This is a genomic window from Sulfitobacter sp. EE-36, from assembly GCF_000152605.1.
Classification (GTDB): domain Bacteria; phylum Pseudomonadota; class Alphaproteobacteria; order Rhodobacterales; family Rhodobacteraceae; genus Sulfitobacter; species Sulfitobacter pontiacus.
Genome location: NZ_CH959310.1, coordinates 1,723,346 through 1,746,130, shown reverse-complemented (window position 1 = coordinate 1,746,130; position 22,785 = coordinate 1,723,346). Strand labels below are relative to the sequence as shown.

21 protein-coding genes are annotated in these 22,785 nt (G+C 62.3%); 6 read left to right on the top strand and 15 right to left on the bottom strand.

The window, feature by feature from the left end:
• Window positions 1–117 precede the first annotated feature (117 nt).
• From pcaC to EE36_RS10960, 4 genes are read left to right on the top strand one after another with little or no spacing between them, the layout of a single operon-like run.
• The gene (gene pcaC / locus EE36_RS10975) at window positions 118–498 is read left to right on the top strand and encodes a 4-carboxymuconolactone decarboxylase (protein ID WP_039912245.1); all 381 of its coding nucleotides are present in this window, start codon (window positions 118–120) and stop codon (window positions 496–498) included.
• Window positions 495–1,226 carry a protocatechuate 3,4-dioxygenase subunit beta gene (pcaH, locus tag EE36_RS10970; RefSeq protein ID WP_005852220.1) on the top strand — a complete coding sequence of 244 codons (732 nt, stop codon included), beginning with the start codon at window positions 495–497 and terminating at the stop codon, window positions 1,224–1,226. Before pcaC ends, pcaH begins: the two co-directional genes overlap by 4 nt.
• Window positions 1,226–1,831: a protocatechuate 3,4-dioxygenase subunit alpha gene (gene pcaG / locus EE36_RS10965; protein WP_005852218.1), complete on the top strand. Its 606-nt coding sequence runs from the start codon at window positions 1,226–1,228 to the stop codon at window positions 1,829–1,831. The genes pcaH and pcaG overlap by 1 nt, the downstream gene beginning before the upstream one ends.
• Window positions 1,824–2,654 (top strand): 3-keto-5-aminohexanoate cleavage protein, encoded by an 831-nt coding sequence (locus EE36_RS10960; protein WP_005852216.1) that lies wholly within the window; start codon window positions 1,824–1,826, stop codon window positions 2,652–2,654. Before pcaG ends, EE36_RS10960 begins: the two co-directional genes overlap by 8 nt.
• 43 nt (window positions 2,655–2,697) lie before the next feature.
• Here EE36_RS10960 and EE36_RS10955 read toward each other — a convergent pair whose 3' ends face one another.
• The 5 genes from EE36_RS10955 to EE36_RS10935 form a co-directional block, all read right to left on the bottom strand.
• Entirely contained in the window at window positions 2,698–4,998 is a 2,301-nt protein-coding gene (locus EE36_RS10955; RefSeq protein ID WP_005852214.1) for a sulfatase-like hydrolase/transferase, read from the bottom strand.
• Complete coding sequence (locus tag EE36_RS10950) at window positions 4,995–5,804, bottom strand: hypothetical protein (RefSeq protein WP_254655577.1); 810 nt, start codon at window positions 5,802–5,804, stop codon at window positions 4,995–4,997. The genes EE36_RS10955 and EE36_RS10950 overlap by 4 nt, the downstream gene beginning before the upstream one ends.
• Window positions 5,804–7,249 (bottom strand): hypothetical protein, encoded by a 1,446-nt coding sequence (locus tag EE36_RS10945; RefSeq protein WP_005852210.1) that lies wholly within the window; start codon window positions 7,247–7,249, stop codon window positions 5,804–5,806. The genes EE36_RS10950 and EE36_RS10945 overlap by 1 nt, the downstream gene beginning before the upstream one ends.
• Before the next feature lie 118 nt (window positions 7,250–7,367).
• On the bottom strand, window positions 7,368–9,122 hold the full coding sequence (locus EE36_RS10940) for a glycosyltransferase family 2 protein (protein WP_005852208.1): 1,755 nt from the start codon (window positions 9,120–9,122) through the stop codon (window positions 7,368–7,370).
• 75 nt (window positions 9,123–9,197) lie between these two features.
• A complete protein-coding gene (locus EE36_RS10935; protein WP_005852206.1) occupies window positions 9,198–10,004 on the bottom strand; it encodes a hypothetical protein in 807 nt (268 codons plus the stop codon).
• Between the two features lie 214 nt (window positions 10,005–10,218).
• Here EE36_RS10935 and EE36_RS10930 point away from each other — a divergent pair, with 214 nt between their 5' ends.
• A complete protein-coding gene (locus tag EE36_RS10930; protein WP_039911791.1) occupies window positions 10,219–11,235 on the top strand; it encodes a glycosyltransferase family 2 protein in 1,017 nt (338 codons plus the stop codon).
• Window positions 11,236–11,315: 80 nt separating this feature from the next.
• On the opposite strand, the gene katG is transcribed toward EE36_RS10930, so the two are convergent.
• Window positions 11,316–13,532 (bottom strand): catalase/peroxidase HPI, encoded by a 2,217-nt coding sequence (katG, locus tag EE36_RS10925; RefSeq protein ID WP_005852202.1) that lies wholly within the window; start codon window positions 13,530–13,532, stop codon window positions 11,316–11,318.
• A 164-nt stretch (window positions 13,533–13,696) separates the two neighbouring features.
• On the opposite strand from katG, the gene EE36_RS10920 reads away from it, so the two are divergent.
• On the top strand, window positions 13,697–14,578 hold the full coding sequence (locus tag EE36_RS10920) for a hydrogen peroxide-inducible genes activator (protein WP_005852200.1): 882 nt from the start codon (window positions 13,697–13,699) through the stop codon (window positions 14,576–14,578).
• 28 nt (window positions 14,579–14,606) lie between these two features.
• Here the strand turns inward: EE36_RS10920 and EE36_RS10915 are convergent, their stop codons facing one another.
• From EE36_RS10915 to cobD, 9 genes are all read right to left on the bottom strand, one after another.
• Window positions 14,607–15,767 (bottom strand): lytic murein transglycosylase, encoded by a 1,161-nt coding sequence (locus tag EE36_RS10915; protein WP_039911789.1) that lies wholly within the window; start codon window positions 15,765–15,767, stop codon window positions 14,607–14,609.
• Window positions 15,768–15,860: 93 nt separating this feature from the next.
• Window positions 15,861–16,334 carry a CreA family protein gene (locus EE36_RS10910; RefSeq protein ID WP_005852196.1) on the bottom strand — a complete coding sequence of 158 codons (474 nt, stop codon included), beginning with the start codon at window positions 16,332–16,334 and terminating at the stop codon, window positions 15,861–15,863.
• Window positions 16,335–16,401: 67 nt separating this feature from the next.
• On the bottom strand, window positions 16,402–17,829 hold the full coding sequence (locus EE36_RS10905) for a DUF6880 family protein (RefSeq protein WP_005852194.1): 1,428 nt from the start codon (window positions 17,827–17,829) through the stop codon (window positions 16,402–16,404).
• Window positions 17,830–17,886: 57 nt separating this feature from the next.
• Entirely contained in the window at window positions 17,887–18,639 is a 753-nt protein-coding gene (locus EE36_RS10900) for an adenosylcobinamide-GDP ribazoletransferase (protein WP_005852193.1), read from the bottom strand.
• On the bottom strand, window positions 18,639–19,664 hold the full coding sequence (cobT, locus tag EE36_RS10895) for a nicotinate-nucleotide--dimethylbenzimidazole phosphoribosyltransferase (protein WP_005852191.1): 1,026 nt from the start codon (window positions 19,662–19,664) through the stop codon (window positions 18,639–18,641). The genes EE36_RS10900 and cobT overlap by 1 nt, the downstream gene beginning before the upstream one ends.
• Window positions 19,665–19,714: 50 nt before the next feature.
• Window positions 19,715–20,251 carry a bifunctional adenosylcobinamide kinase/adenosylcobinamide-phosphate guanylyltransferase gene (gene cobU, locus EE36_RS10890; RefSeq protein WP_005852189.1) on the bottom strand — a complete coding sequence of 179 codons (537 nt, stop codon included), beginning with the start codon at window positions 20,249–20,251 and terminating at the stop codon, window positions 19,715–19,717.
• A 54-nt stretch (window positions 20,252–20,305) separates the two neighbouring features.
• Window positions 20,306–20,929 carry a cob(I)yrinic acid a,c-diamide adenosyltransferase gene (gene cobO, locus EE36_RS10885; RefSeq protein WP_005852187.1) on the bottom strand — a complete coding sequence of 208 codons (624 nt, stop codon included), beginning with the start codon at window positions 20,927–20,929 and terminating at the stop codon, window positions 20,306–20,308.
• A gap of 3 nt (window positions 20,930–20,932) precedes the next feature.
• Window positions 20,933–21,799 carry an ABC transporter substrate-binding protein gene (locus EE36_RS10880; RefSeq protein WP_254655576.1) on the bottom strand — a complete coding sequence of 289 codons (867 nt, stop codon included), beginning with the start codon at window positions 21,797–21,799 and terminating at the stop codon, window positions 20,933–20,935.
• Window positions 21,796–22,773: a threonine-phosphate decarboxylase CobD gene (cobD, locus tag EE36_RS10875; RefSeq protein WP_005852183.1), complete on the bottom strand. Its 978-nt coding sequence runs from the start codon at window positions 22,771–22,773 to the stop codon at window positions 21,796–21,798. The genes EE36_RS10880 and cobD overlap by 4 nt, the downstream gene beginning before the upstream one ends.
• Window positions 22,774–22,785: the final 12 nt, after the last annotated feature.

The window sequence follows — 22,785 nt, the reverse complement described above, 5'->3', positions numbered from 1 at the left end:
CCCTCCCCCGGGATTTTCATCCATTTGGAAGGGCGGATATGCGTTTGCGCGCCGCGTGTTTTTCCTGTCCAATCGGTAGCGAGACAATGAACACCCACCGTGACCGAGGAGAAGAACATGGCCGACCGAACCGAGATCGGTATGACCACCCGCCGCGCCGTTTTGGGCGATGCCCATGTGGACCGCGCCGAAGCCGCCAAGACCGAGCTGGACGCGCCGTTCCAAAGTCTGATCACCGAAGCGGCCTGGGGCACCGTCTGGGCCAGCGACAAGATCAGCCGCCGCGAACGGTCGATGCTGACGCTGGCACTGCTGGCGGCGACCGGCAATTTCGAGGAAATCCCCATGCACATCCGCGCCACCGCCAATACCGGTGCCAGCAAATCCGATGTGATCGAAGCGTTCCAGCATGTTGCCATTTACGCGGGGGTGCCAAAGGCGAACCATGCGCTTAAACTCGCCAAACAGACCTATCAGGAAATGGAAGCCGTCGAATGACCGATCAGAACGGAGCGTTCTTTCACCGTGACCGGAGCTGGCACCCGCCCGCGCTGGCACCGGCCTATAAGACATCGGTGGTGCGGTCGCCGCAAAAGGCGCTGATCTCGATGAATACCACGCTGAGCGAGCAGACCGGCCCGGTCTTTGGCCACAACATGCTGGGGGCGCTGGATAATGACCTGATCCTCAACTACGCCGCCGAGGGCGAGATGGCGATTGGCCAGCGGATCATCGTGCATGGTCGTGTGCTCGACCAGAACGGGCGCGGTGTGCCTGGTGTGTTGCTCGAATTTTGGCAAGCCAATGCAGGGGGGCGCTATCGCCACAAGAAAGAGGGCTATCTGGCCCCGCTCGATCCCAATTTTGGCGGATGCGGCCGCACGGTGACCGATGCGAACGGCGGCTATAGCCTGCGCACAGTCAAACCGGGTGCCTACCCCTGGCCCAACGGGGTGAATGACTGGCGCCCTGCGCATATCCATTTTTCCGTTTTCGGACAGGGTTTTGCGCAGCGCTTGATCACGCAGATGTATTTTGAGGGCGATCCGCTGATCTGGAAATGCCCCATCGTGCAGACGATCCCGTCGCGCGCCGCGGTAGAGCAGTTGATCGCGCCGTTGGACATGGACAATACCGTGCCAATGGATGCGCGGGCCTATAAATTCGACATCGTGCTCAGAGGCCGCCGGTCCACCATGTTTGAAAACCGGATGGAGGGGAACTGATGCAAGAGCTGACCCAGTTGAAAGAAAGCCCGTCGCAGACTGCAGGGCCCTATGTCCATATCGGCTGCGTGCCGAATTTTTGCGACATCACCGGCGTCTACCCCGAGGATCTGGGCACGCGTATGGTCAATGCCAAGACCAAAGGCGAACGGATCACGGTGAAGGGCACGATCTATGACGGCACCGGCACGCCGCTGAAAGACGCGCTGGTCGAGATCTGGCAGGCCGATGCGGCGGGGCTCTATCCGGGCAACGACCCCCGTGGGGCCGCCGATCCGAACTTTACCGGATGGGGCCGCCAGGCGGGCGATTATGACACCGGCGAATGGCAGTTCGACACCATCCGCCCCGGTGCCGTGCCCTTTCCTGACGGGCGTATGATGGCCCCGCATATCAGCTTGTGGATCGTCGCGCGCGGGATCAATATCGGCTTGAATACACGTATGTATTTCCCCGATGCCGATAACAGCGCCGACCCGTTGCTGACCCGTATTGAACATCAAAACCGCGTTGCGACCCTGATCGCGGAGAAAGAAACCGATGGCGTCTATCGGTTTGATATTTACCTTCAGGGCGAGAAAGAAACAGTGTTCCTAGATGTCTGATCCATGCATTCTTTGCGTTGCCATCACCGGCAGCGTACCGACCAAAGCCGCCAACCCCGCCGTGCCCGTCACGATCACCGAGCAGATTGAAAGCACGCATGAAGCTTTTGAAGCCGGGGCAAGCATCTGCCACGCCCATGTGCGCAATGATGACGAGACGCCCTCCTCTGACCCAGAGAAATTTGCGCGGTTGAAAGAGGGGCTGGAGAAACACTGCCCCGGGATGATCATCCAGTTCTCGACCGGCGGGCGGTCAGGTGCGGGCAAGGCGCGCGGCGGCATGCTGTCACTGCGGCCCGATATGGCCTCGCTGTCGGTGGGGTCGAACAACTTTCCCACCCGCGTCTACGAGAACCCGCCGGATCTGGTGGATTGGCTGGCGTCCGAAATGCGCGCCCATGAGGTTGTGCCCGAGATCGAAGCCTTCGATCTGAGCCACATCCTACAGGCGATCCAGCACCACAAGGACGGCAAGCTGTTCGGGCGGCTTTATGTGCAATTCGTCATGGGGGTGAAAAACGCCATGCCCGCGGATAAAGAGGTTTTTGACTTCTACGTCGCGCAGTTGAAAGCCCGCGCGCCCGAGGCCGCGTGGTGTGCCGCAGGTATCGGGCCGAACCAGATCGTCGTGAACGAATGGGCGATTGCGGCGGGCGGTCACACGCGGGCCGGCCTGGAAGACAACGTGCGTCTGGACCGTAACACGCTCGCCCCATCCAACGCGGCGCTGATCAAACGCGCGGCGGATCTATGCGAGAAATACGAACGCCCCGTGGCGACCTGGCAGCAGGCGCGCGACATTCTGGGCCTGCGCAGCGTCTAAGACATCCGCTGCCGCCCCGGGCTTTCGGTGGGCGACAGCGCTTTCATCGGCTTTGCTGGATTTGCGACTGTAATTGACTGGCGCTGACGGCGGCGTTGATCCGCACGACGGCGACGCCGAGCCTCAGTTCCGCACCACGGCCTTCGTCGATTGTGATGGTCGGGGCGGCCGGCCAGTCGGATAGGTCGAGCGTATAGTCGTCCTCCCATCCGGTAAGTGTCGTCACGCCGCCATAAGCCACGTGGAAGGTCGCACGCCCTTTGCCGGGTTCAATCGTGTTGTGCCCGCTGCCGATATAGATCGTATCATCCCCGCCTGCGGATTTCACACGATTACGGCCGGGGCCGGTGTGGATTTCGGACCCGCCTTCGCCGTCGGAAATATCGTCATTGCCCGGCCCGCCGTAGATCTTGCTGCGCCCTGCCCCGCCACGGATCACGTCGTTGCCCGCGCCCCCGTCGAGGATGTCGCGCCCATTGCCGCCGATCAGCGTGTCATTGCCCGCGCCGCCGTAGAACAGGTGCACATCCTTGCCGCGCCCTGATTTGGCGATCAACATATCGTCGCCGGCACCGCCATAGAAGGTCGCGCCCGCGTATTTTGCACCGATCATCACATCGGCCCCGCGGCTTCCTTGGACGTTCACCGCGACCCTTTCGGAGGTTTCGAAGTTCATCGGGGTATCGGGATGCGCCACAACCGCAATGGGCTTGCCCTTCGAGGGGTCTTGCTCTTCCCGGGCGACGACAGTGGCGATGCGGATATTCTCGATATAGGCGGGCATGTGCAGCACATAGTCATCTGGTCCCGCCATATACCACAAGGTGTCATTGCCGCCGTCCTCATCTTCCGAAATCTTTTCGGCATTGGCCCCATAGGCCCAATAATCATTATCCGCCGTGCCCCCCGCCAGCACCACAGAGCCGTCCAGCGCCATCATCGCATTGACCCCGCGCTGCGGGTTCTCGAACCCGCGCAGGTCAAGCCCGAGGTCGAGCGCATTGTCCACCATCGTGCGGCGCAACGCGTCGAGCGGGGCCGTTTCCACGATATTTTTCGTCTCGCCGGGGTCGGCGACCAGATCATAGATATGCTCTTCGCCGTTGGGGTAGCGGAAGTAGCGGTATTGGCTCAGATCGGGATCGGCGGCGCGCACGGAGAGCGTGCCGAAAACGCTCGTCACCGGAGATTTGCTGTCGTCATACGATCCGAAACTGTCATCGATCAGCGGCAGCAGGCTTTGGCCCGACGTCCAGTCCGGACGGTATGGCAGCCCTGCCAAATCCATGATCGTCTTGGGCACATTGTGCAGCGATACGGGCATCTCGACCACGCGGCCCTGCGTCATGCCTGCGTGCCAGATCCCCAGCGGCACATGGGCGGCGCTGTCCCATTGGCTCATCTTGTGGAAACTGTCGTGGGTGCCAAGGTTGAACCCATTGTCTGACAGCAACAGGACGGTGGTATTTTCCACCAGGTCCGAGCCGCGCAAGGCGTCCATGAAGCGACCGATTTCCGCATCCACATGGCTGATGGCCGCGAAATAGGCGCGTACAACCTGTCGCCACGCATGATCGCCCGCCTTCTCCGGGGTCCAGGGACCGTTGGCGATATAGGCGGCCTCGTAGACGGCCATGCCCTCCTGCGGGCCAAAGTAATCTTCCGGCGCGGCTGAATTGGGCCAGACGATCTGGTCGGGATCATACTGCTGATAGAAGCGGTCGGGGCATTGCAGGTTGTAATGCGGGTGCTTGAAGCCCAGCTGGATCAAGTGCCGCCGCGCAGGGTCGGCCCGATCCAGATAGTCGATGGCGTTCTGCGCCACCCTATTGTCGTAGAAGCGGTCATCCTGGCTGCCATCGTCATCGGGATGGTTCACGCCCGCGATCCCCGGCCCCTTGTCGAGGTATTTCTTGACCTTGGATCGCCGCCCCGCATCCTTTGCCTCAGGCTGTTCATGAAAGAGGATGCGCGCATATTCATGGGGCATGGGTTTGTAGTTGCTGTCGACCTTGCCCGTCGTGAACGTCCGGAACCCGTTGCGACGCAGATCGTATTGCCAGCCCGCCGTTGGCGGCAAGATATCGCGCCAAAACCGGTTGAGATCGACCAGCCCCGTGCGAAACGGTGACAACCCCGTCGCCAGTTCCGCCCGGCACGGCGCACAAAGCGGCACGGTGGCATAGGCATTGGAAAACCGCGTCCCCTCGGACATGAAGCGGTCGATATTGGGCGTGCTGATCTGCAGCCCGAAGGCAGTTCGCCACGTGAAAATATCGATCATGTCATCGATCCAGATGACACAGATATTGCCGCCAGCGGTGTCGGCTCTGGTAAAGCTCATGGGCGTTCCCCTGTGTTTCGGGGCGCTTCAGCATAGCGGCAAGCGCGCGCGACCTGTTCAAGGGCGGCGGGCGTGCTGGCACCATGATCAAGCCAGATCAGCACATCATGCACCACCGATGAGCCCAGGGTCTTGAGGATCCCCTTGCGGTGGGACCGGCAGCCGATGAACAGATCAGCCACACCGTTCAACTCTTCCGCCAGTTCAGCGCTTGGTCGGGTGCTCTTCTGCGGGATCGGAAACACATCCCCGACCGGTGCGGCGGTCAGGTGCAACTTCCCTTGGTCAAAACCTGCCAGCACCCAATAGTCCTTACCCGGTGCGGGGATAGAGACCTCGACCATACCTGCATCATCCCGCCAGATCAGCCGGCCCTCGCTTTCGCTGAGAAACAGGTAGTTGTCGCTGGCGTCGGGGTTCACCGTCAGGAGGCTACGCGCCTCTGCGTCGGGCGAAGAGACGCGGATGGCAAGGCAAAAGCAGTCCTGCTCGACCAGTGCCGCATCAACGACAAAGCCGCAGTTCACCCCGCGCGTGAATGCCACCCCGCCGCCCTCCAGCAACGTGCCATTGTCGTCATTCGGATCGACAGGGCGCGCGCGCGGGCCAAGTCCGTTCTCGGCGGCCCATTGGGTAATCGCCTTTTGCGCATTGAAGGTCATGGCGGGGGCATGGGCATGGTACCAGACCGCCTGCGCATCATTGGGGTGACAGGCGTCCACGACGCTGGCCTGCCCTGCGTCATCGCGCAACAAGGCACCTTCGGGCAGGTCGATATCGACATAAAGGGGCGTAAAATCTTGCATCAGTGCACCGGCAGCGCGGCTGGCAGCGCCCAACGGTGTAACATCTCTCCGGTTCGGCTGGCATAGCAGAACCCGTCGCGCAGCGCCCCGCGATTGGCGGGCATCCCGTCGTCGCTGGGTGCGGCCCCGATGGCGTAACACAGCGTCAGCCCCTCCCCCGTCGGAGGCTTGTCACAGGTGATCAGCAGATCGTTACGGTCTTTGGCATCAACTTGCACGCTGGTAATCTTGGCACCGGCACTGTCCCCTTCAAGGCGGAAACCACAGGCACCACCGGCATTCAGCGGATCGGCGGCATCCAGCACAAAGGAGCCCATCCCCTCCCCGCGGCAACGGATCACGCTGGGGTTGTCGGGCTCACGCTCTGCCAGCAGAAGAACGGGACAGTTCCACGGTTGGTCGCTGTTGCGCGCCTCGATCGCGCAGGCCTCCATCTCGGCCATTTGCAGCCGCGCGATATCTGTGGGCCGGCCAAATTCATCCAGCGCGAACATATAGCCCGGTGCCGCGTAGACGTGATCGTGCCCGCCCTTGTTCCATGCCAAATCCCACTGCGCGCGCAGCACGTCCGAGTCCGATACATCCCGCGTCCCTGCATCAAAGACAGCCGTAAACAGCGGCTTGCGCAATCCGTGGTCGGCGAAGATATCCGTGATACGGCGCATCAGCGCGTGCATGGCGGCGCACCATTCGGGTCCGGTGCTCAGAACATCTTCGAGCGTGAAATCAAGCCCCACAGACAGGACCTTGGCCGGTTTACCCAATGCGCGCGCGGCGGCACAAAGGTTGGCGACAGTCTGATGAAAGCTGGTAAAGGCGGCCCCGTCGATCAACGCGCTGATGCTGGCGCTGCTGTCGGTTTCGGTGCGCGCATATAGCAGTGGCAAGGCCCGGTGCTCCGCGTGTCTGCGACGCAGAATTTCGTCGGCGATCAGGCTGTCGCGGGTCTGTTCGGTCAGGCGCTGCATCAGGTCAGTGGGTGCCAGCGTTTCTGTCCCCGCAGCCCCAGCGGGCCCCAAGTCGTCACCGGTGGTCACCACATGGTAGGGGAAGGACAGTGTTTCATCTGCAGTCACCGCCCGCCGCGTGCCCCCGATGGCCAGAACACCAAACACCGCGCCCGACGTGTCGGCAATAATGTCAGGCGCGCTAGCGTCCGGGGCAGCGGTGATTTTGCGTCGAAATTGCCGCGTGCCTTGGGCACCGGGCAGGTTCGCGTCAAACACGTACCATTCTCCCTGCTCTCGAAGGTTCCACGCATCGACATCGCCCAACACGGCCGCATCGACGGGCAGCACCTGCCCCCCGGCAGGCAGGCGGCGGTGGATATCCGCGATGACGGTGTCCGAGAGGTTCAGGCGCAGGCCCGTTTCGTCAAAGCCGATCACGTCGCCGTTCTTTGCCCGAAGAAGGACACCGCGTTTACTGGGGGCGTGGTCTGGCATTTGATACGTTCCTATTGGCGGGTCGGGCGCCGTTTCGCGCCCCCTTCAGCATCGTTTATGTCACCATCCCCGAGGCGGCAAAAGCACCGCAGCCGCCATCCCCTTCGGGAAAGCCGTCTCAGGTCGCATGGGCAGCCTGCTTTGGCTCGATGATAACAAACTCGGGCATGCTTTGGTCCTGGTCGGGCGAAAGGCTCGGGTCTTTGACCTTGCTCCGTTGTGCATGGAACGCGGCCACGGCAGGCCCGAACAACACGACACGCGTCACAGGGCCAAGCGTCACCCGGCTAAGCAATCCGCCGCCCAGTTCCTCGTAGCTGATGCGCAGAACATCCGGCTGATGGTCCGCGATCATCTGGTTCACCCGCGCAAGGGTTTCGGCATCGTTGTCGCAGATCACCGGCGCGTTGATCATGGACAAACGGTCGCCCATTTCAAGCGCGTTATGGTCCAGCACGTCGCGCATGATCGCAAACCGCGAGCTGTTATCCTCTTGCGCCAAAACCGTCGCACCTGACACCGTTTGCGCGGCATGAATCGACAGAAAACCGATCCCCGCACCAAGGTCGAGCACCTTTTGGCCATCCTCGACCATACGCCCGGTCATGCGCGCCATACGTCTTTGGTATTTGCCGCGCATCACAAGCTCGAGCGTGCTTTGCGCAAAGATACGCACATCCGCAGGCAGGGCGATGTCGTGGTTGGGCACCCAGTCCACCGCCGTTTGAACTGATACGTCAATGTCGCCCGGAACGAACCCGTCGCCGCCCTCTGCGACATCCGCGAATGCGGCTTCCGGCACGCTACGGCGTTCCTCGGCGGGGCGGTCGGCGACGTTTTTCTCGACCTGAGACATCAGCTTGGCGATCTCTTCGGGGTCGCGGGCCTTGGGCGGCTTGGCCACGATCTGCGTGATCGGCACCTCGGATGCCTCAAGCAGCGATTGCTTCAGCTCTGCATAGGCGTCGGTCGCGCGGTATTCTTCAAGCCGTGCCTCGACCTTTTCGATAGCGGCATTATGGAGACGCGACAGAACCGGATCAGTCAGCAGCTCGTCCATGATCTGCTTGCGCCGTTCGGTATAGCGAAGGATCTTGTCATCATAGACCTCGTTGCGGTCCTGCAATGACCAATAGTCGGCGTTATACTTGTCTTTCTTGTTGTTCACATTGCCGCGAAACTTGCGGATCGCATAGCTGTCGACCGATTTGACCGCATAGTGGTTCATCTGCGCCCATTGATAGCCCACGGTGCGCCGGATCGACCGCCAGCCGCGAAACTTGAAGTAATCCTCCATCGGCTGACCCGACCCGTTGAGCCATTTCACAGTGTCGGGAAAGCCGGTCTCCAGATGCTTGTTCTTGATCGACGGGCGATGGATGCCGATTTTCCATTTGTCAGGGTCAAACTTGAACAGCGTCTTAACGCCCCAGCCCTTGTTCCACGTCGGCGGGGCCGCATAGAGGTATTGTTCGGTCACCGGATCGCGGGACCAGTCGACCACATTGCCAGAGCCAAATATCCGCCAGGTGATCACGATCCCATTGGCATCCCCCGCCGCGTCCAGCATCGGGTCCAGCGTGCCGTCACCATAGTTGATGCAGAGGAATTCATCGGCATCGAACATCAAGATCCAGTCGGCCTCGGCGACTTTGGGTTCGGCCTGCGCGTATTTCATCGCCGATGGCTGCGGCTTCACACCTTCGGGGATGTCGTTGCGCCGGTGGTAGCCCAGACCCAGCTCTTCAAGCCGGATCAACATGTCATCCGTGCCGTCGGAACAATCGTTTGTGTAAACGAGTATCTTGGTGAACCCCACGGCAAGATGATGGGCATACCACTCCAGCAGGAATGGTGCCTCGTCCTTCATCATAGAGATGGCCAGCAGCTTGCCGTGCCGGCTGGTGTGCGGTTTCAGATTGATGGCAAAGGCCCTCTGTAACGCGGCTTAGCGCAGCGCTTTGGACGGGTCGATCCCGATCTTCTCGCACATCCGCGCGGCATAGGAGCCGGGCAGAGGTTCGTTCTTTTCCCACCACGGTTTCGTGCCATTGGTATAAAGGTGCACCGAAAGCGTCTGATCGGTGAAATGCCCTTCAACGCGGCCATGCGGGTCATAGAAGATGTCGTTCAACTGGAACGGCACCGGATACAGCACCTCGCGTTCGCTTGCTTTTTCATACTGGCCGGTCTGCTTGGCGAAATAGGTAAACGCCTGCGGGCCAAAGGCCGTACGCTCGGCGTTATAGATGCGGTGCGCGTGGGTCAGTTTGGGGTCTTGGCGGTCGTATTTCTTGCGCTGGTTCTTGTTCCACCATGCGGGATAGTCCGGCAGGTTATCGTAGTAATCCAGCAGTTGATCCATCAACTCGCATTCCTGCGGCAGCCCCACCACACCACAGTTGAGAGCGCCGGACATGCCGTGGCGGCCAAAGATATATTCCTGATCCTCGGGGAAAGGCTGGTGGCAGAAAGCGTCGCAGTCGATCCAGATCGCGCCGGTCTTCTGGATCATCTTGTAGCGGAACACATTCGACAGGAAAGACGCGCTGGTCGCGGCGACCAGCTCGCGGTCAATCTCCATGATCTCGGACGCGGGGCGCACCTCGACCCCTACGGGGGCGTTGTCCACTTTATCGGCGCAGTAAAGGATCGTTTTATGACCTGCAACGACATGGGACTTGAGGCAAAGCTGGTTCAGATAATGAAGCTTTTCGCCAATCCAAAGGGAGGCGACAGGGCGACGGGTGTTCATGATATAAGGGGCCTCTCTGGTGGCGCGAAACGCGGGGCTGAAATGCACCGTGGTGTTTTCAAATACATTGGCAGAACGATAGCTTAGCCGACCCCAGCTTGTAAACAATCCTAAGCCGGCGCAGCATCGCCCGTGGCAAAGATTGACTTGCCCTGACCCGCATGAGAGTCATTTGCCCAACCTTTGATATCCTGACCCAAGGGACCGCCCGCCCGTGACACGTATCCTTGCCGTAACCTGCATGCGCAACGAAGGGCCCTATTGCCTTGAATGGATCGCGCATCACCGCGCGGCGGGGGTGACGGATTTTCTGATCTTTACCCATGATTGCACCGATGGCACGCCGGCCCTGCTGGACCTGCTGGATGATGTGACCCATGTGCCCTTTACCCCCGAGGGCGACACATCGGTGCAATGGCAGGCCATGCGTCTGGCCGACCGCCATGACCTGATGAAACAGGCCGACTGGGCGCTGTTTTTCGACGCGGATGAGTTTCTAACCCTCGCAGCACCGATGCGCGGGCTGCCCGATCTGATCGCGTCGGTCCCCGCGGATACCGACGCGATTGCCCTGCCGTGGCGGTTTTTCGGCGCGGACGGGCAAGAGGCGTTGCAAGATACGCTCACCCCGCTGCGGTTTCGCCATGCGGCCCCTGATCCGTTCTTTCTGCCTGCGGGAAGCTTCTTCAAGACCCTGCACCGGCCCGCGGCGTTTCAGAAGCTCGGCGTGCATCGGCCCAAGAAAAAGCGCGATGTCAGCCCGCAGTGGAACCTGGGCGGTGTTCAGACCGCCCCCGGGGGCTTTGCCGAAAATGATAACCGGATCAACCTGTTCGGCGTGATGCAGAGCCAAGCGCGCGCGCGGCTGAACCACTATTCCCTGCGCTCGGCGGGCGAGTTTATGGTCAAACGCGGGCGCGGCCTGCCCAACCGGACGACAAAGCGGCTGGATCTGCATTACTGGGCGGAGCGTAATTTCAACACCGTGACTGACACGATGATTGACCCGATGCTGGACGCAACAATGGCAGAGGTCACCCGCCTGCGCGCCCTGCCCGGTGTGGCCGACGCGCACGCGCAGGCGGTGCAGTGGCACCATGACAGCTTTGCCGCATTGATGACCGATCCGGCGGAAGTACAATTCTACTGGCATCTGCTGTTGCTGGGCGGCAGCACCCCACCCACGGCAAAGCAGGCACAGGCCCATCTGCTACGCCACGCGGGCAGCTAAGCCCTGTTTCATCTGACACCACGACATAAAAAAGGGCGCGACCGGATACCGGCCGCGCCCTTGGCACTCGTTACCTACCCTTAGGCGAGATCAAAACGGTCGAGGTTCATCACCTTCGTCCAGGCGGCGATGAAGTCGGTCACGAATTTGTCTTTCGCGACATCACCTGCATAGACCTCTGCAATCGCGCGCAGTTGCGAGTTCGACCCGAAAAGCAGATCAACAGCGGTCCCGGTGTGCTTCAGCTCACCCGTGGCGCGGTCGCGGCCTTCATAGATGTCGTCCGTCGCCGTCTCGTCCGCCTTCGACCACACGGTGCCCATATCCAGCAGCGTGGTGAAGAAGTCGTTGTTCAGCGTGCCGGGCGCATCGGTGAACACGCCGTGTTTGGCGCGGCCCACGTTCACGTCCAGTGCACGCATCCCCCCAACCAGAACCGTCATCTCTGGCGCGGTCAACGTCAGAAGCTGTGCACGGTCGACCAGCAGCTCTGCCGTGGTGACCGAATAGCGGGTCTTGGCAAAGTTGCGGAAACCGTCGGTGACGGGTTCAAGATAGGCAACGGAGTCAACCTCGGTCTGTTCAAGCGAGGCATCGCCGCGACCCGGTGCGAAGGGCACGGTCACGTCGTGGCCCGCGTCCTTGGCGGCTTTCTCGATCCCGGCGGCACCGGCCAGCACGATCAGGTCAGCGACAGAGATTTCTTTGTCCCCCGACTGCGCGTTGTTGAAGTCTGCGCGGATCGTTTCCAGCACGCCAAGCACTTTGGCCAACTGATCGGGTTCGTTCACCGGCCAGTCTTTCTGCGGTGCCAGACGGATGCGCGCGCCATTTGCACCGCCGCGCTTGTCGGACCCGCGGAAGGTCGCGGCAGAGCCCCAAGCGGTGGCCACCAGTTCCTGAACGCTCAGCCCCGACTCCAGCACTTTGGCTTTCAGCGATGCCACATCTGCGTCATCGACCAGCGTATGCGTCACGGCGGGGATCGGGTCCTGCCAGATCAGCTCTTCGCTGGGAACGTCCTTGCCCAGATAGCGGGCAATCGGCCCCATGTCGCGGTGGGTCAGCTTGAACCATGCACGGGCAAATGCGTCGGCAAATTCCTCGGGATTCTCATGAAAACGCGTCGAGATTTTGAAATACTCGGGGTCTTCGCGCAGCGCGAGGTCAGAGGTGAACATGATAGGCGCGTGACGTTTGGACGGGTCATGCGCATCCGGCACGGTCCCTGCGGCGTCGCCGTTCTTTGGGGTCCACTGTACGGCACCGGCAGGGCTTTTGGTCATTTCCCATTCGAGCCCCAGCAGGTTGTCGAAGTAAGTCATGTCCCAGCTTGTCGGAGTTTGCGACCATGCGCCTTCAAGCCCGCTGGTCAGGGCGTGGATGCCGTGGCCTGTCTCGTGCTTGTTGGTCCAGCCAAATCCCTGTGCTTCCAGTGGCGAGGCTTCGGGATCGGGGCCGGCATTCTCGCCACCCACGGCACCATGCGCTTTACCAAAGGTGTGACCACCCGCGATCAGCGCGACGGTTTCGTAGTCGTTCATCGCCATCCGACCAAAGGTGTCGCGGATGTCATTGGCCGACCCTTGCAGGTCGGGTTTGCCGTCCGGCCCTTCGGGGTTCACATAGATCAGGCCCATCTGCACAGCGGCCAGCGGGTCTTCCAACGCGCGTTCCTGGCTGTAGCGTTTGTTGCCCAGCCATTCGTCCTCGGGGCCCCAATAGACATCCTCTTCGGGTTCCCAACGGTCCACGCGGCCACCGGCGAAGCCGAATGTTTTCAGCCCCATCGATTCCAGCGCGATATTGCCGCACAGGATGATCAGGTCACCCCAAGAAATCTGGTTGCCGTATTTTTGCTTGATCGGCCACAGCAGGCGGCGCGCCTTGTCGAGGTTGGCGTTATCGGGCCAGCTGTTGAGCGGCGCGAAACGCTGCGTGCCCGTGCTGGACCCGCCACGGCCATCCGCCGTCCGGTAGGTGCCTGCCGCGTGCCATGCCATACGGATGAAGAACGGGCCATAGTGACCATAGTCCGCGGGCCACCAGTCTTGCGAATCCGTCATCAGCGCATGCAGGTCAGCCTTGACCGCATCAACGTCGAGCTTCTTGAACTCTTCGGCATAGTCAAAGTCTGGCCCGAGCGGGTTCGAATCGATGGTGTTCTGGTGCAGCAGCTTGAGGTTCAGCTGGTTCGGCCACCATTCGTTCAACGACCGCGCACCGCGCTTTGAGTTGCGGCCGTGGCTGCCGACGACCGGGCATTTGCTGATGTTTTCGACGTCATTTCCGTCCATGGTGGTCTCCGATGTTATCTGTCTGGTGCGCGGTTTTGCACCGCGTCACGGGGGATGGATGTCGGGGGCGCGATACAGTCTGCCCCGTCTTTCTGGAATTGTTCTAACAGCAGTTATTGATTAGTTTAAGTTGGCATTTCCTATCAGTTTGATAAAAATAAACTATGACCAACATTTCCCTGAAACAGCTTCGCTACTTCGAGGCCGTTGCCCATCACCGTCACTTTGGCCACGCCGCCGAGGCCTGTGCGATCTCGCAGCCCGCCTTATCCGTGCAAATCAAGGAGTTGGAGCAGAACTTGCAAACGCCCCTCTTTGATCGCGGCGGGCGGAATATCACGTTGACCAGCTTTGGCGTCGATTTCGCGCCGCGCGCGCGGGCGATCCTGCAGGGGGTGGACGAGCTTCAGGATATGGCGCGCGCCTCCAAGGACGGGCTGATGGGCCGGCTGAGAATCGGCATCATTCCTACCATCGGCCCATATCTACTGCCTTCGATCATCACCAAGCTAACCCGGATGAACCCCGCGCTGGATATCCACGTGCGCGAAACCATGACCCCGCGGCTGATCACCGAGCTGACTGAGGGGCGCATCGACACTGCCATCGTCGCCCTGCCCGTATCAGAACCCTCCCTGACCGAAGTCACCCTGTTTGACGAGAAATTCATGCTGGTGCGTCCCGAGGCTGATCGCGGCAAGCCGATCCCCAGCAGCGCACATCTGAACGAGATGAAGTTACTGCTGCTTGAGGAAGGGCATTGCTTTCGCGATCAGGCCCTGTCGTTTTGCGATATGCAGTCGGAAACCGCGCGCGAGGGGCTGGATGCGAGCTCCCTGTCCACGCTGGTACAGATGGTCGGCGCGGGCATTGGCGTGACGCTGATCCCCGAGATGGCCGTCGCCGTGGAAACGCGGTCGGCGCAGGTGGCGGTCAACGCCTTTCCCGCGCCCGAACCGACGCGCCGTGTGGGGATGATCTGGCGCAAGACCAGCCCGCTGGCCAGCAAACTGTCCGAAATCGCCGACCTGATCCGCCCGACCTAAGCGAGCGGATCATCGTTTCATCGCGGTATCAGCCCAACCGCGCCAGCAGCTCGCGCGACGGGTCGCCGGTTGCGGGCAGCCCCTGGCTTTGCTGATAGGCGGTGATCGCCTTGCGGCTGTTCGGGCCGATCACACCATCGGTGCCGTCTGTGTCAAAACCGCGGGCGGTCAGCCGTTCCTGCAACGCCTTGCGATCATCAATGGTCAACCCGTATTTATCGGGGCCAAAGCTGGCCTGAATAGGCCCGCCCCCTGCGATACGGTCCGACAGATGCCCGACGCCAATCGCGTAATTGTCCGAGTTGTTATAGCGCTTGATCGCCTTGAAGTTGTTAAAGATCGCAAAGCGCGGCCCGCCCGCATCCGGCTGGAGGATCTGCACCGGCGTGGCAGAGCTTGCCGCCGCGGTGCCCATTTCTGCGCCCCATTTCTGGCCGGACTTCCAGCCCGACTTCGCCAGATAGGCGGCGGTGGAGGCCAGCGAATCCGACGGGTCGTCAGACCAGATGTCACGTTTGCCGTCGCCGGTGAAATCTACCGCGAAGGATTGATAGGATGTGGGGATGAACTGCGTGTGGCCCATGGCACCGGCCCAGCTTCCGGTCAGACCGGCAGCCGACACATCGCCGCGCTCAAGGATATGCAGCGCCGCAATCAGTTGTTTCTCGAAAAAGGCCCCGCGACGACCGTCATAGGCCAGCGTCGATGTCGCCGACACGACCGGCACATTCCCGCGCCGTTCCCCGTAAAAGCTTTCCAGCCCCCACACGGCGGTGACGACTTCGGCAGGCACGCCATAGCGCGCCTCTATCTGGCGCAGCACGCCCTGGTGGCGCGCGAATGCTGCGCGCCCTTTGCTGACACGTTCGTCCGATGCCGCAATGGCAAGGTAATCTTCAAGCGAGCGGCTGAATTCCGTCTGGTTGCGGTCCCGTTTGACCACCCCCGGTAGATAGCCCGCCCCTGCAAAGCCGCGACGCAGCGTGCTGTCGGAAATGCCCTGCGCCGCAGCGCGTGACTTGAACGCCGAAACCCACGCGTCATAGCCCGCGTTCGGTTGGGGTTGCAGGTCCGGTGCCAGCGCCGCATCGCTGCGCGGCGCAAAGCTGCCTGCCCTGTTGCCAGTGCTACAGGCCGCAAGACCCAATGCTGCCACTCCGACGGTGAAACTTCTTCGAGAAATGCTCATACTGCCCGCACCCTTGTTTGTTATGACTTCGGCATAGAATAGCCGAAGCATGGGGGCGGGCAAAGCGGATGATACGCCTTGGCAAAGCTTTGCCTATTTGGTCGGTACGTAGAGCGGCACAGTCGACATCGACATTTTTGCAGATCCGTTCTGCACATCGCGCGCGTGGCTGATATAGACCAAGGTGTTGTTTTCCTCGTCGAAAATCCGTTTGACCTTCAGCGTCTTGAAGATCACGGACCGGCGTTCGCTGAACACCGTCTCGCCCTCGTCATCGCGCGAGATGTCCCCAATCTCGATCGGGCCGGTCTGGCGGCAAGAGATGGAGGAATTCGATGGGTCCTCGAACCAATTGCCCTTTTGCAGCCGGTCGATCAGACCGCGTTCAAAATAGGCCAGATGGCAGGTAACGCCCTTGACCTCGGGGTCTTGGACCGCCTCTACGACGATGTCATTGCCCAGCCAGTCCACATCGACATTGCCCACCACATCAGCGGTAGCTGCAAGAGGAAGGGCAAAGCCAAGGGCGGCAATGGGGGCGAAGGCGGCGCGTTTGAAAATACTCATGCATCCATACGCGCGACGTGCCTGTTGGTTCCCGCGTCGCGGCAAGAAAAGCCCGCGCACGCGCTGATCAGGTTACCCGCGTCCAGAACCCCGCTTTATGGGCATAGCCTTTGCGCAAGCGCCGGACAAAGGCGTCGTGGCTTTCGAAAGCTCCGTAATCCTCGATCTCGATATCCGCGGCGGCGCAATCCATCAGATGATCTGCCGCCTGCGCGTAGCGAGACTTGGCGCTTTCCCACAGCGCGGCTTCGATAATGGCGCGCCAACACAGCGCTGCCGCCAAGGGATGGCGCGCCCGCAGCGCATCGGCGGCACCAGAGAGTGGGGCGACATGGGTGCCGTTCAACGTCTCGGCGCGCGCCTCGATCATCGCTGCAAGCCCGCGCAGGTCGGGCCACGCGAGGAAAAAGGCGATCGCCGCGTTGAGATCCTTGAACGTGGCCGCATGGGCCTTGGCGGCTTCCTCTACCTCAAGATCATCGAAATCCGGGAGCTGTTTGAGGTGCGCCCGCAGCATCTCTGGGTCGAGCGTTTCGGTAAAACAGCGCCAGCGGTGGGCTTGCGCCTCGTCCTCGCGCCCCGATGCGATCAGCGCGTGGATATAGGCCGCGTCCCACGCCTGCCGCCCCGCCTCTTTCCCCTTGGGGCGCGCGCCCTCAAGAACATCAAGCGCGGCATTGTGATTGCCAGCAGCCGACCAGAGCGCCGCCACCTCGACCGCGACGGTGGGCCGCGCCACATCGCTGGGAGAGAACAGCGAGATGTAGGTCTGCGTATCGCCCTGCGCCAAGGCCACCTCGCGCAGGTGCATCTGGACAAAGCGTTTCTTGCGTTGCGCGGCGTAGTTTGCATTGCGCCCGCGCAGCTCACGCAGGAATTGCAAGGCGGGGTGATCCTCTGTCGCGTCCAGCGGCGCGGCCTCGAATATCTGGATCAGCTCCTTCAGATGTGCGAGCCCGCTGTCGCCCAAGGACGGGGCCATGCGCGTGATAATCCCGTCAAAAGCGCCATCCGTATTCCCCTGCACCGCCTCCCACGTGCGTTCCGCCAGCGCGATCGGGTCCAGCGGGGCGCGGGCGGCAATCTGGCTGATCTCAGCAAGCGCATCGGCAAAGACGGCCCCCACGTCCCCCTTGCTGTCGTCCACCCGATCCATGATCGAAGGGGCAAGCGCTAGAAACTCCCACAGCAGGTCGAAGGCGTCGGCGGGGGCGTCTGGGGCGATCTTGTCGATGATCATCGCGGATTGGGTACGCAGGTCTTTGATCAGCGCCGTCCGCTTGCGCCACCCGACGTAGCTTTTGGCCCGCCGTATCGTGACCAGCCGTTTGCGCACATCACGCGCCAGTTCAGCAGGGCCTAGGTTGTGGCTCAACTCAAGCCGCAGACGGCGTTTCATATCGGCGCTGCCGGTGCTGACCTCGATCAACAGTTCGGCCAGCCGCTCCGCCCCGAGGGCGGCAAGATTTGCGGTGTTCAGGGTCTTTTTCGACATGGGGCCTTGCTACATCGGATTTGCGGCCGGTCAAAGGGGGCGCGCGGCTCGGACGCGTCAGGCAAAGAGATAGACGGTGACGCCCCAGCCCGCCAGTTCGGCCAGTTTCTGCATCGCGCCGATCACGTCGCCGGTCTGCCCGCCGATTTGCCGCAGCGCCAGCGCCGCCACCAGCGCGGTGGCCACGACGACCCCCGCAAAGATCACCGCCGCCGCGCCAAAGCCTAAGGGCAGCAGCCCGATCAAGCCAAAGGCGACCGCGATATAGACGCAAGTCGCCGGCACCTGCGCCGCGCCGTGCCCCAGCCCGTCGGCCCGCGCGGCAGGCATCCGCGCCAGCCAGAACGGCAGCATCGCGCGGCTGGCCATCGACAGACCAAGCGCGGCAGGCACGACCAGTGCAGGATGATCCAGCCGTGTGATCAGCGCCACCTGCAGCGCCACCGTCAGGATCAGGGCCATCACCCCGTAGCTGCCAATGCGGCTGTCGCGCATAATCTCGAGCTTGCGCGCGCGGGTCTGCCCGCCGCCGAACCCGTCGGCCATATCGGCCAGCCCGTCTTCGTGCATCGCGCCGGTCAGCAGTGTCGTGGCAAAGATCAGACCAAGGGCCGCAACCGTCGGGCCAAAGCCCGCCGCGTGCAGCGCCCAGTAGATCAGAGCGGCAGGCAGCATCGCGACCGCCCCCGCCAAAGGCCAGCCCCAGGCCGAGGCTCCTGTCGCGGGGATCGGATCGCGCAGATATCCCACGGGGATACGGGTCAGCAGCAGCATCGCCAGCCGCGCCTCTGCCACCCGGGCGCGCAGCATCAGCCGTCCGCCACGCCGGCTTCGGCAAAGGTCGCCATGCCGCTGTGGCACGCCAGCGCCGAGCGCAGGATACCAAGCGCCAGCGCGGCGCCCGATCCTTCGCCCAAACGCATGTCGAAATCGAGCACGGCCGTCTTGCCGATCGCATCCAGCAGACGTTTATGCCCGGGCTCGACGCTCAGGTGCCCGATCAGACAATGGTCCAGCGCCGCAGGGGCCAGCGCGAAAAGCGGTGCGACAGAGGCGGTGCAGATGAACCCGTCAAGGATCACCGGAATACGCCGTTGCCGTGCGGCCAGCACCGCGCCGCAGATCGCCGCCTGCTCGCGCCCGCCCAAGGTCATCAGGATAGACGCCCCGTCTTGCGGGGTGGTGGCGTGGCGGGCAAGTCCGCGGGTGATAGCGTCGACCTTGCGGCGCAGACCTTCGTCGTCCGAACCGGTGCCGCGCCCGACCCAATCTTGCACAGCCCCACCAAAGACCGCCGCCGTCAGCGCTGCGGCGACGGTCGAATTACCGATTCCCATTTCGCCCAGGATCAAGACACTGGCCGCGGGGTGCAGCGCCGCCGCCCCTGCGTTAAGGGCCGCGACACAATCCGCCTCGGTCATCGCGGGGGCTTGCGTGAAATCGGCAGTGGGGCGGTCAAGGTCCAGATCAATCACCGACAGCTGCGCGTCATTGGTGCGGCACAACTGGTTGATCGCAGCGCCCCCCGCCTTGAAGTTCTGCACCATCTGGGCCGTCACCTCTTGCGGGAAAGGGTTCACCCCCTGCGCGCAGATCCCGTGGTTACCGGCAAAGACGAGGGCCTGCGCCATGTCGATCTGCGGCACCGCCTGTTGCTGCCACCCCGCCATGAACACCGCCAGTTCCTCCAGCCGGCCCAGTGATCCGGGCGGTTTGGTCAGCGCATTCTGCCGGTCGCGCGCGGCGTCTTGGGCGACGGAATCAACCTGAGGCAAATCGCGGGTCAGCGCGTCAAGGTCGGACAGGGAAGTCAGGGGAAAAGTCACATGCGCCATGCAAAGGGGTCTCTTTCGTTTGGAAATCTATCGTATGTCGGGATCATGGGTCAGGCAAGCGAGGCCGGAGCCTGCGCACTACCCTTCAGCGTCAGGGGCAGACCACAGCTGACCAACACGACATGCCCCGCCACCGCTGCAACGCGCTGGTTCATCAGGCCCGAGGCATCGCGGTAGCGCCGTGCCAGCGCGGACATCGGCACGATGCCCCCGCCCACCTCATTCGTGACCAGCACCACCGGAGAGGACTGTGTGCGCAAGCTGTCCAGCACTTTTTCAAGCTCCGCCTGCCAGTCGCGTTCGGCATGCATCACGTTGGACAGCCACAGCGTCATGCAATCGACCAGCCGCGCGCCCGCCCCATCGGTGCGCATCAGCGCGCCGCATAGATCAAGGGGCTCCTCCACCGTGTCCCAACCGTCACCGCGTTGCACCCTATGTGCGGCGATGCGGTCCTCCATCTCGGGGTCGAAGGCCTGGCTGGTGGCAATATAGACCAGCGGCAGCCCGTAGGCGCGTAGGTGGTTTTCGGCAAAAAGGCTCTTGCCCGATTTTGCTCCGCCGGTGACCAGCGTGATCTTGTCCATGATATCCGCCCTTTGCCAAGCGGGGCGCGGGCGAATGCCCTGCCCCGGTGGCGATCAGAATTCCACACCGGCCTGTGCGGCGATACCCTGTTTGCGGAAAGGATGTTTGATTTCCTTCATCTCGGTCACCAGATCCGCAATCTCGATCAAGGCGTCGGGCGCGTTGCGGCCGGTGATCACCACATGGGTCATATGCGGCTTCTCGGCCTGCAGGAAATCGACCACATCCTGCACGTCGATATAGCCATAGCGCAGCGCGATGTTGAGCTCGTCGAGCAGCACCATGCGATTGTTGGGATCGCGGATCAGCTCTTTGGCTTTTTCCCATGCGCGCCCGGCGGCGGCGATGTCGCGTTCGCGATCTTGCGTGTCCCAGGTAAAGCCCTCGCCCATCACATAGACCTGACAGATGTCGCTAAAGCGGTCCTCAAGCAGTTGACGGTCCGCCGACACCCGTGCGCCCTTGATGAACTGCACCAGCGCGCAGGGGAACCCGTGCCCGATGCAGCGCATGATCATCCCGAAGGCAGAGCTGCTTTTACCCTTGCCGGGCCCGGTGTGGACGATGATCAACCCCTTGGTCACGGTCTTTTCCGCCATCATCTTGGCGCGGGCAGTCTGGACCTTCGCCATCTTTTCGGCGTGGCGCTTGTTCTGGTCTGGGGTGCTGTCGGTCATCTGTTATCTCTCCTCGTGGCGTATCTGGTTGCCTGCCCTGCGTACGTCTTGCACCGCCCGCAACGCCAGCGGCGTGCCGCAGACCCAATCGGGCGAGCTATACACCATCCGGCCGGTCTTGGCGTATTGTGCGAGCGCAGGATGTAGCATGATCTCTTCGGATCGGGAACCTCCGGGATAGGGTGTCGTGGTGACCAAAACATCGGGGGCATTCATCACCAGTTCTTCCAGCGCCAGACGCCCGCTGTTCCGGCGTCCGAGTTTCTGCGAGAGGTTGCGCAGTCCGCCGGTGGTCACGATGTCGTGGCCCAAAGTATCCACCCCCAGCGAATAGCCGTTCGGGTAATAGAACGCCGCAACAGGGGCATCGGAGGCGAGTGCGGGCTGTGCGGCCAATGTCTGTTCGACGTCGCGAGCCATCGCCTCTGCCCGCGCGGGCTGTTGCAAGAGGTCGCCCATCCACCGGATCTGCGCGGGAATATCGTCAAGCGCCTTGGTGGTCGGCATCTGCTCTACCCGCAGGCCAAGGTGGCGCAGCATCGCGAGGGTCGCTTTGTCGGAGTATTGCCCCGCCAACACCAGATCCGGCGCGGAGAGATATATCTCTTCTGCACCCCCCGCGTTCTGCGGATGTGCCGATGCTTCCTGCGCTAGGGACGACGATCGCGGATCGCGCGCCAATCGGCTGAGAGAGGTGATTTGATCTGGGTCCGCCAGCAGCAGTACCATCTGGTCCGTGCACAGGTTCATCGACACCACACGGGGCAGGTCTGCGGCGCTGGCTGAAGTGACGGCTATCAGGGCGGCTATCAGGGCGGCCACCAGCCCCAGCAGCACCCGCCGCCCTCTCATTGTGATGCGACGGATCACGCGCCGTCTTTCAACGCGGTCTCTAACCGGGCCCAATCACCGGCCGGTCCGGGCAGGCCCAGACGGATCCAGCTGTCGGAATAGGGGAAGATCCGCGACCAGATGTGATGTGCGGCCAAGGCGTTTTGCGCAGCCGTGGCATCCGGCGTCGCGTAGGTGCGAAACAGCGGGGTGCCGCCTACCAGCCCCCACCCTGCCCGCGCCGCCATCGCATCCAATTGCGCCGCCTCGCCTTGCAAGCGCGCGGTGGTCTGTGCCGCCCATTCAGTATCATTCAGCGCGCGCAAGGCGACCTCTATCGCCATGCCGGAAACGGGCCATGGCCCCGTCATCGCGCGCAGCCTTTCGGCCAAAGGCTCTGCCGCCAGCACAAAACCCAAGCGCAGCCCCGCCAGCCCGTAAAACTTGCCAAAGGACCGCATCACAAGGACATTTTTCGGCAGTTCGGCCCCGCCGCGGACCAGCGACACCTCTGGATCGGGGTCGGCAAAGCTTTCATCCACGATCAACAGCTCGACCGTTTCGGCAAGCGCGCGCAAGGCGTCAGGGGCGTGGCGCTGCCCGTCGGGGTTGTTCGGGTTGACCACCACGGCAAGGGCATACCCTTCAAGCGCGGCAAGATCCGTGGCTTCGGTGACCTGCCAGCCTTCGGCCCGCAATGCGGCGTCATGTTCGTTATAGGTGGGCGACAGGATCGCGGCTTGCCCGGGCGCGATCAGGCGCGGCACCAACTGGATCGCCGCCTGCGCCCCTGACACAGGCACAACAGCACAGTTTGCGTCATAGGCCCGCCGCGCGGCGTCTTCCAGCGCGGCAAGGGCACTGCGTTCGGGCAGACGGGTCCATGCCTCTGGCGAGATCGGCCCCACCGGATAGGGCACCGTATTGATCCCCGTGGACAGGTCGATCCAATCAACGCGGTCGCCGCCGAACGCCTTGATCGCCCCATCCAGATTGCCGCCGTGGTCCCGCATCGCTTGCCCCTG